14 protein-coding genes are annotated in these 12,300 nt (G+C 71.3%); 7 read left to right on the forward strand and 7 right to left on the reverse strand.

The features are described 5' to 3' along the window. A partial coding sequence (locus VB737_RS02640) for a precorrin-6A/cobalt-precorrin-6A reductase (RefSeq protein ID WP_500310894.1) occupies positions 1-256 on the forward strand: 256 nt, incomplete at its 5' end. A 32-nt stretch (positions 257-288) separates the two neighbouring features. Next, complete coding sequence (gene cutA / locus VB737_RS02645; protein ID WP_500310896.1) at positions 289-672, forward strand: divalent-cation tolerance protein CutA; 384 nt, start codon at positions 289-291, stop codon at positions 670-672. On the opposite strand, the gene VB737_RS02650 is transcribed toward cutA, so the two are convergent. From VB737_RS02650 to VB737_RS02665, 4 genes are all read right to left on the reverse strand, one after another. Beyond that, entirely contained in the window at positions 608-1,606 is a 999-nt protein-coding gene (locus VB737_RS02650) for an adenosine kinase (RefSeq protein WP_500310898.1), read from the reverse strand. The genes cutA and VB737_RS02650 overlap by 65 nt on opposite strands. Before the next feature lie 78 nt (positions 1,607-1,684). Next, positions 1,685-2,998 (reverse strand): adenylosuccinate synthase, encoded by a 1,314-nt coding sequence (locus VB737_RS02655; RefSeq protein ID WP_500310900.1) that lies wholly within the window; start codon positions 2,996-2,998, stop codon positions 1,685-1,687. Between the two features lie 74 nt (positions 2,999-3,072). After that, positions 3,073-3,486 (reverse strand): photosystem II protein Psb27, encoded by a 414-nt coding sequence (gene psb27 / locus VB737_RS02660; protein ID WP_323306009.1) that lies wholly within the window; start codon positions 3,484-3,486, stop codon positions 3,073-3,075. A 25-nt stretch (positions 3,487-3,511) separates the two neighbouring features. Continuing rightward, the gene (locus tag VB737_RS02665; RefSeq protein WP_500310902.1) at positions 3,512-5,320 is read right to left on the reverse strand and encodes a proline--tRNA ligase; all 1,809 of its coding nucleotides are present in this window, start codon (positions 5,318-5,320) and stop codon (positions 3,512-3,514) included. A 168-nt stretch (positions 5,321-5,488) separates the two neighbouring features. Between VB737_RS02665 and VB737_RS02670 the strand changes: the two genes are divergently transcribed. Next, complete coding sequence (locus tag VB737_RS02670) at positions 5,489-5,962, forward strand: DUF8631 domain-containing protein (RefSeq protein WP_500310904.1); 474 nt, start codon at positions 5,489-5,491, stop codon at positions 5,960-5,962. A gap of 507 nt (positions 5,963-6,469) precedes the next feature. Here the strand turns inward: VB737_RS02670 and VB737_RS02675 are convergent. Beyond that, positions 6,470-7,156, reverse strand: coding sequence for a class I SAM-dependent methyltransferase (locus VB737_RS02675; RefSeq protein ID WP_500310906.1), 687 nt, complete (start codon positions 7,154-7,156; stop codon positions 6,470-6,472). Between the two features lie 132 nt (positions 7,157-7,288). Here VB737_RS02675 and VB737_RS02680 point away from each other — a divergent pair, with 132 nt between their 5' ends. Then, on the forward strand, positions 7,289-7,651 hold the full coding sequence (locus VB737_RS02680; RefSeq protein WP_254948827.1) for a 2Fe-2S iron-sulfur cluster-binding protein: 363 nt from the start codon (positions 7,289-7,291) through the stop codon (positions 7,649-7,651). A 5-nt stretch (positions 7,652-7,656) separates the two neighbouring features. Then, positions 7,657-8,025, forward strand: coding sequence for a Spx/MgsR family RNA polymerase-binding regulatory protein (locus VB737_RS02685; RefSeq protein ID WP_500310908.1), 369 nt, complete (start codon positions 7,657-7,659; stop codon positions 8,023-8,025). Here VB737_RS02685 and VB737_RS02690 read toward each other — a convergent pair. Continuing rightward, positions 7,982-9,529: a hypothetical protein gene (locus tag VB737_RS02690; RefSeq protein WP_500310910.1), complete on the reverse strand. Its 1,548-nt coding sequence runs from the start codon at positions 9,527-9,529 to the stop codon at positions 7,982-7,984. The genes VB737_RS02685 and VB737_RS02690 overlap by 44 nt on opposite strands. A gap of 67 nt (positions 9,530-9,596) precedes the next feature. On the opposite strand from VB737_RS02690, the gene lepB reads away from it, so the two are divergent. Further along, complete coding sequence (gene lepB / locus VB737_RS02695) at positions 9,597-10,343, forward strand: signal peptidase I (protein ID WP_500310912.1); 747 nt, start codon at positions 9,597-9,599, stop codon at positions 10,341-10,343. On the opposite strand, the gene VB737_RS02700 is transcribed toward lepB, so the two are convergent. Beyond that, positions 10,297-11,070, reverse strand: coding sequence for an amidohydrolase family protein (locus VB737_RS02700; protein ID WP_500310914.1), 774 nt, complete (start codon positions 11,068-11,070; stop codon positions 10,297-10,299). The genes lepB and VB737_RS02700 overlap by 47 nt on opposite strands. 58 nt (positions 11,071-11,128) lie before the next feature. On the opposite strand from VB737_RS02700, the gene VB737_RS02705 reads away from it, so the two are divergent. Next, a partial coding sequence (locus VB737_RS02705; RefSeq protein ID WP_500310916.1) for an efflux RND transporter permease subunit occupies positions 11,129-12,300 on the forward strand: 1,172 nt, incomplete at its 3' end.

The following is a 12,300-nucleotide window of genomic DNA, read 5'->3' on the forward strand; positions in this document are numbered from 1 at the left end:
GCCGCCGCAGCGGCTGGCCCCCCTGCGGCCCGGCGGTGACGGCCGCATCGAGCGCGCCCTCTGCCGCCAGTGGCAGATCGACACCGTGCTCTGCCGTCGCTCCGGGGGCGCCAACGAAGAGCGCTGGCACCGGATCTGCGCCGACCTGGGTCTGCGCCTGCTGCTCCTGGAGCGGCCTGCGGAGCCCGGCCTGGTGGAGGCCCTGCCGATGGAGGCGCTGCTGGCGCGGCTGGACAAAAGTGCACAGGACGGCTGAAGTCAGACCCTGCGCCCGCCATCGCCCCGCCCATGCCCGCGCCCCCATCCCTCAGCCTGGTGCTCACCACCGAAGCCGACCGGGAGCGGGCCGAGGCTCTGGCCCGGGAGCTGCTGGAGCGGGGCCTGGTGGCCTGCGTCAGCCTGCAACCGGTGCTGTCGCTCTACCGCTGGCAGGGCCGGCTGGAGCGGAGCGAGGAGGTGCAGCTGCTGCTCAAGACGACCCCCGCCCATCTGGAGACGCTGCACCAGGCCCTGACGGAGCTGCACAGCTACGACACCCCCGAATGGATCCACTGGACGGCCGCCAGCGAGGGCGCCTACGGCCGCTGGCTGCTGGAGCAGCTGCCGCTCAGCCCAGGTGGCGGGCCACCAGCTCCGGCAGGGACGCCTGGGGACGGGGACCCAGCTGGGTGACCACCTGGCCGGCACAGAGGGACCCGAGCCGTCCGCAGCGCTCCAGGCTCTCGCCGCGGGTGTGGCCGTAGAGGAAGCCGGCGGCATAGAGATCGCCGGCGCCGGTGGTGTCCACCAGCGGACCGAGACGGAAGGGCTCGATCGCCAGGGTCGTCTCGCCGCTGAGCAGCAGGGAGCCCCGCTCGCTGCGGGTGAGGGCCGCCACCTTGCAGCGGCCGCGGACCTGGTCGGCCGCCGCCTCGAAGCTGTCGGTGCCGTACAGGGCGGTGATCTCCATCTCGTTGGCGAACAGCACATCGACATGGCCGTCGACCAGCTCCAGGAAACTGTCCCGGTGACGCTCGACGCAGAAGGCATCGGAGAGGGAGAGGGCCACCTCGCCACCGCTGGCACGCATCACCTCGGCGGCGGCGATGAAGGCGCGCTTGGCCTCCTCGCTGTCCCAGAGGTAGCCCTCCAGGTACAGCACCTTGGCCTGGCGCACCAACTCCAGGTCGAGGTCGGCGGGATCCAGTCCCACCGAGGCCCCCAGGTAGGTGCACATGGTGCGCTGGGCATCGGGGGTGACCAGGATCAGGCAGCGGGCGGTGGAGGGTCCGCTGGCGGCCGGGGGGGTCTCGAAGCTGGCCCCCACAGCCCGGATGTCGTGGGCGAAGATCGCCCCGAGCTGGTCATCCCGGACCCGGCCGATGAAGCCCGCCCGGCCGCCCAGCTGGGCGATGCCCGCCAGGGTGTTGGCCGCCGAGCCGCCGGAGGTCTCCAGGCCGGCGCCGACGCTGGCGTAGAGCCGCTCGGCCTGTGCCTCATCCACCAGGGCCATGGTGCCCTTGGTGAGGCCGTGGGCCTCAAGGAAGGCGTCGTCGGCCTGGACGAGGACGTCGACGATGGCATTGCCGATGCCGACCACGTCGAAGCGCTTGGCGGTGCTGGTCAAGGGGATCGGGGAGGGGGGTGGGGAGTGGGCCGGGAGAGGCCGGCGAGGGACTGAGGCGAGGGACGGGGGGACCCCGGCTCAGACGCTGAGCAGGGCCCGCTTGGGACCGTGGATCGGATCCTCGACGACGATCGTCTGGTCGCGCTGGGCGCCGAGGGAGACGATGGCGATCGGCACCTCCATCAGCTCCGCCAGGAAGCGCAGGTAGGCCATGGCGGTGGGGGGCAGATCCTCCAGGCTGCGGCAGTCGGCGGTGGAGCACTGCCAGCCGGGCAGGCTGCGGAAGACGGGCCGGCAGCGGGCGAATTCGTCGGAGCTGCTGGGGAAGTAGTCGATGCGGCGGCCGTCGAGCTCGTAGGCCACGCAGACCTGGATCTCGTCCAGCTCATCGAGCACATCGAGCTTGGTGATCGCCAGGCAGTCGAGGCCGTTCACCTGGACCGCATAGCGGCCGATCACCCCATCGAACCACCCACAGCGGCGCCGCCGGCCGGTGGTGGTGCCGAACTCGCCGCCGCGGTCGCAGAGGTGGTCGTTGAGGCTGCCCTCCAGCTCGGTGGGGAAGGGGCCTTCGCCCACCCGGGTGGTGTAGGCCTTGGCCACACCGATCACCCGGTCGATCAGGGTGGGGCCGACGCCGGCGCCGATGCAGGCCCCGCCGGACACCGGATTGGAGGAGGTGACGTAGGGGTAGGTGCCGTGGTCGAGGTCGAGCAGGGTGCCCTGGGCGCCCTCGAAGAGAATGTTCTTGCGGGCCCTTGCCGCCTCGTGGATGGTGCGGGTGCAGTCCACCACGTGGGGGGCCAGGCGGCGGCCGTAGGCGGCGTACTCCGCGATCACCGCCTCCGGATCCAGGGCGGGGATCCCGTAGACCTTCTCGAGCAGGTCGTTCTTCTCGGCCAGGGGCCCCAGCAGGCGGTCGCGCAGGCAGTCGGCATCGAGCAGGTCGATGACCCGGATGCCGTTGCGCTCGGACTTGTCGGCGTAGGTGGGCCCGATGCCCCGGCCGGTGGTGCCGATGCGGCGGTCGCCGCGGCGCTGCTCCATCGCCAGGTCGAGCAGGCGGTGGTAGGGCATCGTCACGTGGGCCGTGGAGGCCAGCTTCAGCCCGGAGACATCGATCTCCAGCTCCAGCAGGGTGTCGATCTCGCCCAGCATGACCTTGGGATCCACCACCGTGCCCGACCCGATCAGGCACATGGTGTCCGGGTAGAGGATCCCGGAGGGGATCAGGTGCAGCTTGAGGACCCGGTCCTCGACGACGATGGTGTGCCCGGCGTTGACCCCGCCCTGATAGCGGACCACGACATCGGCGGAGCGACTCAGCAGATCGGTGATCTTGCCTTTCCCTTCGTCACCCCATTGCGCACCGATGACGACAACATTGGCCAAGGAAACAGCGGCCCGGAGCCGCTTCTAAGCACAAGGGGAGAGCTTCTCAGATCGAGGCCCCCTCCGTCAAAGAATCAGGCGCCGCGCACCGCCGACGCTTCAGCTTTCTTGAGCTCCTTCTCCAGGCGGCTGCGCAGGGGATCGGGCAGGGGGCGGTTGGCGTACCCGGCGTAGTGGGCCGCCAGCGCGTTGACCGCGGTCTGCATGGTGGTGAAGGAGGCCAGGCCGTGGATGTCCTGGCGTGGGCGGTAGAGGGCGGTGTAGCCGTTGATCAGCTGGCGGGCCTGCACCTCCGCCTCCTGGCGGGCGGGATCGTCCTGGGGCAGGGCGATGGTGGTCAGCAGGGTCTGGGCCACGCTGACGGTGTCATCGACGTAGTTGCCGCTGAGGCCACCGGGGGCCTGGCTGCAGCCGCTCAGTCCGAGGCAGAGACACAGGCCGAGGGCCAGAAGGGGACGGAGCAGGCTGCGGCGCAGGAAGGCGACCAAGGGAGGAACGGCGTCTGGCGAAATCCTACGGGGATGCACCCTGGAGCCCGACCTGCTCCATGAGCTGCTCAAGGGCGGCGTCCGCCGACAGGTCCCGCTTGCCGGTGCCACCGCTGCGGTCCACCAGTTCCACCGACCGCTCCCCGGCGCCCCGGCCCACCACCAGCCGCCAGGGGATGCCGATCAGATCGGCGTCCTTGAACTTCACACCGGCCCGCTCGGGCCGATCGTCCAACAGAGCATCGATCCCGGCCGCGAGCAGGCGGCCGTAGAGCTCCTCGGCCAGGGCCACCTGAACCGGATCCTGGCTGCTGGCGATGACGATGATCACCGTGTAGGGGGCGATCGCCACGGGCCAGCGGATGCCGTCGGCATCGTGGTTCTGCTCCACGGCGGCCTGGGCCAGGCGCGAGACGCCGATGCCGTAGCAGCCCATCCACAGGGCTTCGTCCTCGCCGGACTCGTTGGTGAAGCGGGCCTCCAGGGCCTCGGAATACTTGCGGCCCAGCTGGAAGATATGGCCGACCTCGATGCCCCGGGCCGCCTCCAGCCGCTGGGAGGGGTCGTGCCGGCAGCGCTCGCCCGGCTGGGCCGCGCGCAGATCCACCACCTCGGGGAGCGGGCAGAGCTCGCCCCAGCGGGCCCCCACCAGGTGCTCGTCGACGCGGTTGGCGCCGCAGACGAAGGCCTCCAGCTCGGCGGCGGAGGGGTCGGCCAGGCGCAGCAGGGGGGCGGCCGCCGCGTGGCGATCTGCCTGGCGCAGGGGCGGATCGCCCAGGTGGGGGCCCAGGAAGCCGAAGGGCACGGCGGCTGCATCGGTGTCAAGGTGATCGGTCAGCAGTGGCACGATCTCCAGGAGGGCGCCGGCATCCGGGCAGCGGGCCGTCACCGCGTTGGCCAGCTTGACGTCGTTGAGCTGCTGGTCGCCCCGCAGGCACACCAGCACCCCGCGGGGGGGCGCCGCGGCGAAGCGGGCAAGGAGCAGCAGCACCTTCACCGTCTGGGTGGGATCGAAGCCATGGGCCGTGCAGAGGTCCTCGATGCTCGTCTGGTCCGGGGTGGCCAGGGTCCGGCAGGGGCCGGCCGGCAGGGGAACGGCGGGCGCCGGCAGGGAGACCGCCCGCTCCTGGTTGGCGGCGTAGCGGCCGTCGGGACTGGTCAGGATCAGGTCTTCGCCGGCCTCGGCGGTGACCATGAACTCCTGGCTGGCGGAACCGCCGATGGCGCCGCTGTCGGCCTCAACCGCCACTGCCCGCAGGCCGCAGCGCTCGAAGATGCGCCGGTAGGCCCCGTCCATGGCGGCGTAGGAGCGCCGCAGACAGGCCTCGTCGGCATGGAAGGAATAGGCGTCCTTCATGATGAATTCCCGCCCCCGCATCAGGCCGAAGCGGGGGCGGATCTCATCGCGGAACTTGGTCTGGATCTGGTAGAGGCAGACCGGCAGCTGGCGGTAGGAGCGCAGCAGGTCGGCCGCCAGCTCGGTGACCACCTCCTCATGGGTGGGACCGAGGCCGAGGGAGCGCTCCTGGCGATCAACCAGGTGGAACATGATCCCCTCCCCGGCGGTGTAGCCGTCCCAGCGGCCGCTGCGGCGCCAGAGATCGGCGGGCTGCAGCTGGGGCAGCAGGGTTTCGAGGGCGTCCACAGCCGCCATCTCCTGGCGGACGATGGCGGAGATCTTCTGGAGCACCCGCCAGAGCAGGGGCAGGTAGGCGAAGATCCCGGGCGCCAGGCGGCGCATGTAGCCGGCACGGAGCAGCAGCTTGTGGGAGGTGATCTCGGCTTCGGCCGGGTCGTCGCGAAGCGTCACCAGCATCAGGCGGGAGACGCGCATGGAGAAAGTCCTGTTCGGCGCTGGACGCTATCACCGCCGGCCCGGCGCGCTCAGGGCCGGCCGTCGGGAGCAAGTCGCCGCAACGACCCTGCCCCTGGCGGCGGCGGGCGAGCGACGAAAAACTCTGCTAAGGTCTGCCGTTAGTCCAGTGCGTCCAACGCCAGTCTCATGCTTGCTCACCCTGCACAGGTCGGCTCTCCCGCGGGCGGTTCCACCGCTTCGCCGGCCGCGCCGCTGGCCCTGCAGGGGGATTCCCGCACCGACACCGAAACCCTGATCGGCATCGATGAGGTTCAGCGCTCCCTGAACCGCTCCCGCGCCTCGGTGTACCGCTACACCAACACCGATCCCCGCAATCTCAACCCCCCCTTCAACCCCCGCAAGCTGAATCCCGAATACCGCAGCGACCAGAAGGAGCCCCTGGTCTTCCATCCCCACGAAGTGGCCCGCTTCGCCCGCGACGTGCTGCGCATCAAGGAGGTGACCGTCGAGGTGCTCAACTCGCCCTCCACCGCCACCCAGCAGCTGCTGGCGTCGATCCTGGAGGAGCTCCGGGCGATCCGTGCCCGCCTCGACGGGGCCGAGGTTCCCCCCGCCGACCTGCACCTGCACAGGCACTCCCAGTCACGGCCGGCCGCCTGAGTCGCGGTCGTTCCGCCGCCGACGCAGGCCGATCGGGCCAATCGGTGGCACAATCATTCCACCCATCCTTTGTTCTCCGTCCAGTGCACCGGACCTCTCCGCTGCACGAACGCATGGATCACGTCCGACCCGTCCGTCCCCAGTCCCGTTCCGGTTGCCATAGCGGCGCCACCGCCTCCCTCAGCTCCCCGAGCACCGCCATGCCGGGATCCATCGCCGTCGGCCTGGGCCCCATGCTCGACGCCGGCGAAGCTGAATCCAGCGGAGATCCGGACAGTCCGGGCCCCCGAACGCCCCTTCCCCGTCCCTCCACCTCCGGAGGCCCCACCCGCGGCGGCAGAAGCCCCGGGACCGGCCTCGAGGATTCGGCAGCCCTCTTCTTCGACCAGCCCATCGGTGCGCTGGGCGGCGTTTTGCTGGGCCTGCTGACCCTGCTGGTGCCCTTGGCCGGTGTGATCATGGATCGCCCGCTGCTTCCCGATCAGCAGCAATCGGGGGAGCCTCGCTTCAGGCCCGTCGCTGTAGCAGAAAGCCCTGGAAGTCCAGGGCCTGGAAGAACGGCGCCGGATCGCTGAGGCCGGCGGCCTCCGCCAGGGCCGTGAGCCGGGCGATGCCGATGGGATGGAATCCCTGGATCTGGGCGGTCAGGTCAACCGCCTCGCCATCCACCCCGCTGGCCCGCTGGAAGCAGCGCCAGGCCTCGGCCACCTGGGCCGAGAGGGGGGAGCGCTCCGGACGCATCAGGTCGACCAGCACCAGCTGCCCCTGGGGCCGAAGGCTGCGGGCCAGGGCGGAGAGGAAGGCCAGCTTGGTGCCGTCGTCGGGCAGGGACTGAAGCACCAGCACCGACAGGGCACCATCGAAGCGGGCCTCGGCCCCCAGCTGCTCCACCGTGGCGTGGTGCCACTCGATCCGGCCCCGGTTCTGCAGTCGCTGCCGAGCCACCGCCAGCATCTCCGCCGAGGGATCGATGGCCGTGAGCTGCCAGTCCGGCCGCTGGGCGTCGGCCTCCAGCAGCTCAGCCCCCGTGCCGCATCCCGCCACCAGCACGGCGGCGTCCTGGTGGGAGGCCAGGGGGGAGGAGGAGAGCAGCGCCACCGAGAGGCGGGCGAGGCTGGCGTAGCCGGGGATCAGCTGCTGCACCACCAGGTCGTAGGTGCCTTGCCGGGCCGGGGAGGGGTCGGAGGAGAGCAAGGTCTGCGGGCAACCCCACCATCGTAGGCAGCCCCTCCCGAGCCTCCCGATCCTTTCTCAAGGCAACGAAACCGGGATCGAAAGGACGTGGTGTGACCTAAGTTGGGCGGCGCCCCTCACCCCCGATCGACCGTGCCCACCATCCGTTTCGAAAAGGAAGGCCAGCAGGTTGGTTGCATTGAAGGGGCCAATCTCCGCAAGGCGGCCCTCGACGCCGGCGTCAATCCCTACACGGGCCTCAACAACCTCAACAACTGCGGTGGCCTGGGCCAGTGCGGCACCTGTGTCGTCGAGGTGGTGGAGGGGGCCCGCAACCTCTCCCCCCGCAGCGACGTGGAGGAGGTCTACCTGGCCGATCGGCCCGCGAGCTACCGCCTCAGCTGCCGCACCACCGTCAACGGCGACGTGACCATCCGCACCAAACCGGACGCCGGTGTGGGCAAGGGCTCCAACAGCCTGGTCGGGGCCCTCAAGGCGCTGGTGGGCCGCAAGTAGCCACCATGGCCGACGACCAGGCCGCGATCGTCATTTATCAGTACGCCGGCTGCGGCACCTGCCGCAAGGCGCTGGCCTGGCTGAGGGAACGGCAGATTCCCTTCGACGCCATCGACATCACCACCCGCCCGCCGTCCCCGGCCCAGCTGGCCGAGGCCCACGACCAGCTCGGCGGCTTCGGCCGGCTGTTCAACACCAGCGGCCAGAGCTACCGGGCCCTGGGGGCCGCCACCGTCAAGGCGATGGACCGGGACACGGCGCTGGCCGCCCTGGCGGCCGACGGGCGTCTGATCAAGCGTCCCTTCCTGCTGACGCCGGCCGGGCGCTTCCTCACCGGGTTCCGTCCCGAGGAGTGGGAGGACTTGCTGGGCTAGCGGGGTCGTTCCGCTCCTGGGCCCCCTTCACCATGATCTGATCGAGCTCCTCAATCAGCCCCTCGATGCCAGCCCGGCTGATCTGGCTGAGGTAGTTGCCCTTGAACTCCTCGAGGAAGGTGCACAGCAGCTGCTGGGAGCGCTCCAGGGCCGGGCCGCTTTCGAGGGCCTCGGCCAGCTCCTCCCAGAAGCGGTCGATGCAGCGCTGCAGCAGCTCCAGCTGCTGGTCGTCGCGGCGGCTGAGGCGCTCCCCGGTGGTGCGGGTGAGGTCGAGCAGGCTCTCCACCATCCCCCCGGCCAGCTGGCGGCTGAGGCCCTTCTCCACCTGAAGCAGGGGCTGGAGCTGGCGCAGGCCCGGCGGCACGATGGCGTTCTGCAGGCTCTGCTGCAGGGCATGGCCAAGCACCCCCTGGAGCTCCGGGGCCAGGCGGGGGGCCACCCGCACCAGCAGCAGGGGACCCCAGATCCGCACCAGTTCCACCAGCTCCCGCTCGTCGTTGCTGACCACCATCTGATGGCTGCGCAGCGCCCGGATCCGCATCGGCCAGCGACGCGAACGGATCAGCTGCTGCAGCCCGTCGATCAGCTGCAGGGCCAGCACCTCGAACAGCTCCACCGCCAGCAGGGCCACCACCGCCCGGCTGATCACCGCCCGCAGCGGTTCGATGCTGATCAGGCCGCTGGTGTGGAGGCGCTCCAGCACCGGCACCACCCGCAGCCAGCGCCAGAAGGGCAGCAGCAGGGGCAGGTCGATCCAGCGCCGCAGCAGGGCCCGGCCCCAGCTCAGGCCCGGCAGGCGGCGGCGCAGCCGGATGGCCCGCAGCAGGATGTCGAGGGCGAAGACGCTCTGGAAGAGGAGCAGGTCGTAGCGCCAGAAGTGGTCGGTGGGGCGGCCGTTTTCATCGATCGAGCGCCAGTAGGTGGTGGCCACCAGGGGCAGCACCTGCTGGCGCCAGAACAGCCGCTCCTGCGGCCACCGATGGGCGTCGATCCAGGCCGGGCTCAGCAGCACCGCCGCCGCCTGCTTGGCCGAGTCCCGATCGGCCCGCTGGCGCAGGCGGTTCTTGATCTTCTCCAGGGTGCCGGAGGTGCCCGAGGCCAGCATCGGGTTGGAATCGATCATCTCGACGGTGAGCCGCACCTGCTCCGCCAGCAGCTGGCGCTGGATCGGCGTGGTCGCCCCCGGGGGGGCCTGGCCCAGGGCCGCGTCCAGGCGGTCGAAGTGGCGCAGGTAGGCCTGGGTCTCCCGGTGCGGCTCGATCCCCTTGATCGGATCCACCCAGGGGGTGATGTCGGGGATGAAGGTGAGTGGCACCGCCAGGGGCACCGACGGCAGCGGGTAGAGGTTGCGCTGCAGCCAGAAGGTGCGCAGGGGGATGTAGCTGATGTCGAAGGCCACCCAGAGCAGGTTGAGGGCGGCCCAGAGCGCCACGAAGCGATCCCAGCGCCGGCCCATCCGGCTCGATGGCGCGGTCAGGCTCTGGTGCCAGCGTGGGCGTGCCATCGGGGACGCGGCGGGCGGGTGCGTGCCTAATCTGCCTCCCGACCATGGAACCTGCCGCACGAACCCCTTGAGCCCCTCGGATCCACCGGCCGACCACGGCGCCCACGACGAGCCGACGCCCCCCCCGGAGCCGCAGCCTCGCCAGGAGGAGCAGGAGGAGAGCCCCTGGGCCTTCTGGCGCAGCGTCCTGATCACCCTGGCGGTGGCCCTGGGCATCCGCCAGTTCCTGCTGGAGGCCCGCTACATCCCCTCCGGCTCCATGCTGCCGGGGCTGCAGCTCCAGGATCGGCTGCTGGTGGAGAAGCTGTCCTTCCGCCAGCGCCCCCCGAAACGCGGCGAGGTGGTGGTGTTCCGCTCCCCCTATCACTTCGATCCGATCCTCACCGGCCCGACCAAGCCGGGCGCGCTGCGCTGCCTGCTTGTCAACCTTCCCCTGATCGGTTCCCTGCCCGGGATCCAGCAGCCCGCCTGCGATGCCTACATCAAGCGTGTGATCGGCCTGCCAGGCGAGCGGGTGGTGGCCGACCCCCGCGGCCGGGTCAGCATCAACGGCCGTCCCCTCGACGAGCCTTACGTCAGGAACTACTGCCCGGTCGATCGCCAGGGGGTCGGCCCCTGCCGCACCATTGATGTGGTGGTGCCCCCCGGCCATCTGGTGGTGATGGGCGACAACCGGGCCAACAGCTGGGATGGCCGCTTCTGGCCGGGCGGACCGCTGCTGCCCGAGAGCGAACTGATCGGCCGGGCCTTCTGGCGCTTCTTCCCGTTCAGCTCGGCTGGCCCGCTGCCAGAGCCCAGCGCGTCGGATCGCTGAGGCCGCTGGCAAGGACCCGTCCCTGCAGCGTCCGCCCCCGGCAGGGCCGGTTGGCCGCCAGGGAACCGCTGGGGGCATCCTCCCAGCGCCAGGAGCGGCGGGGATCGAACAGCAGCCACTGCCCTGTGCCCGCCGCCAGGGCCGGCTCCGGCAGGCCCAGGAAGCGGGCGGGGCCCCAGCAGAGCGCCTGCCAGAGCTGCTCCGGCCGCCAGCCCCGCCGGCCCACCAGTTCCTCCCACAGCAGCGGCAGCACCAGGCCGTGACCCGCCACGCCGGGTCGGCGCTGGTCGAGGGGCAGCAGCTCCTCCTCCGCGTCCAGGGCGATGTGATGCACCGCGACGGCGGTGATGACCCCGTCGGCCAGGGCCTCGATCAGGGCGTGCCGGTCGGCCGGCCCCCCCAGGGACGGCTCCACCAGCCAGCCCTCGTCGGCGGGATCGAGGCCGCCGCTGTCGGCGACCAGGTGCCACCAGCCCACCGAGGCCAGCGGCGGACGGCCCTGACGCCGCAGCCGGGCCACCGCCTCCGCGGTGGAGAGATTCATCAGGCGCAGGCCCGCGCCGGGCAGGTCGTCGGCCAGGGAGAGCAGGGTCTCGAGGGGAAGGGTTTCGCTGCCGGGGGGATCGAGGGGCCAGCCCGCCCGCAGGGCCTCCACCCGCTCCCGCACGAACCCCCGCCGGGCCAGGGAACCGTCCCGTGGCGGCAGCAGCACCGGCCGGTTCCCCATCTCCCCGAGCCGCAGGCCGCGCTCCAGCAGATCAAGCGGCGGCAGGGCCGCCCCGGTGGTGGGGGGGGCCCTGCCCCTGTCGGCCCTGATGGTGTTCGGCTGGATGCGGGTGCTGGAGGTGCCCCTGCATCAGATGTCGGCCACCGGCCTGGTGATCGCCCTGGGGCTGCTGATCGACAACGCCATCGTCGTGGTCGATGAGGTGCAGCAACGGCTGCGCAGCGGTGACAGCCCCGCCGCAGCGGTGCGGCACACGGTGCGGTACCTGCTGGTGCCGCTGCTGGCCTCCACCCTCACCACCGTGCTGGCCTTCGTGCCCATCGCCACCTCACCGGGGGCCACCGGGGAGTTCATCGGCACGATCGGCCTCACCGTGATCCTGGCCCTGGCCAGCTCCCTGTTTCTCTCCCTCACGGTGATCCCGGCCCTCACCGCCCGGCTGCAGTCCTGGCAGCCCCTGGGGCCGCGGGTGCGCTGGTGGGAGCAGGGCATCAGCCCGGCGGTTCTGGCCCACCCCTACCGCCGCTCCCTGCTCCAGGCCCTGCGCCATCCCGGGCAGGGGGTGGCCCTGTCGCTGCTGCTGCCGCTGCTGGGGTTTCTGGCCTTCGGCAGCCTCGAGCAGCAGTTCTTCCCGCCCACCAACCGCGACCAGTTCCAGATCGAGCTGCGGCTGCCCCAGCAGAGCGCCCTGGGGCGCACCGAGACCCTGGCGATGGCGGTGCGGCAGCGGATCCGCCAGGACCCCCGCGTCGACGACGTGCACTGGTTTCTGGGCGAGAGCGCGCCGGCCTTCTTCTACAACGTGATCGCCTCCGAGGAGAACGCCCCCCACTACGCCCAGGGCCTGGTGCAGCTGCGGGGGACCGAAGCGGTGCGGTCCACGATCCGCTCCCTCCAGCAGGCGCTGGATGGGGACTTCCCCGAGGCCCAGATCCTGGTGAAGCAGCTGGAGCAGGGGCCCCCCTTCGAGGCACCGATCGAACTGCGGCTGGAGGGGGCCGATCTGGAGCAGCTGCGCCGCACCGGCGACGAGCTGCGCCGCCACCTGGCCCAGCTCGAGCCCGTGACCCACACCGCCGCCAGCCTCAGCGAAGCCGTGCCCCGTCTGGCCCTGGCGGTGGACGAGGAGCAGGCCCGGCGCAGCGGCCTCGACAACCGCGCCATCGCCCGCCAGCTCCAGGGCGGCCTCGAGGGCAGCGTCGGCGGCTCGATCCTGGAGGGGGTCACCAC

It is taken from the genome of Synechococcus sp. BA-120 BA3, from assembly GCF_034931285.1.
GTDB lineage: Bacteria > Cyanobacteriota > Cyanobacteriia > PCC-6307 > Cyanobiaceae > Cyanobium.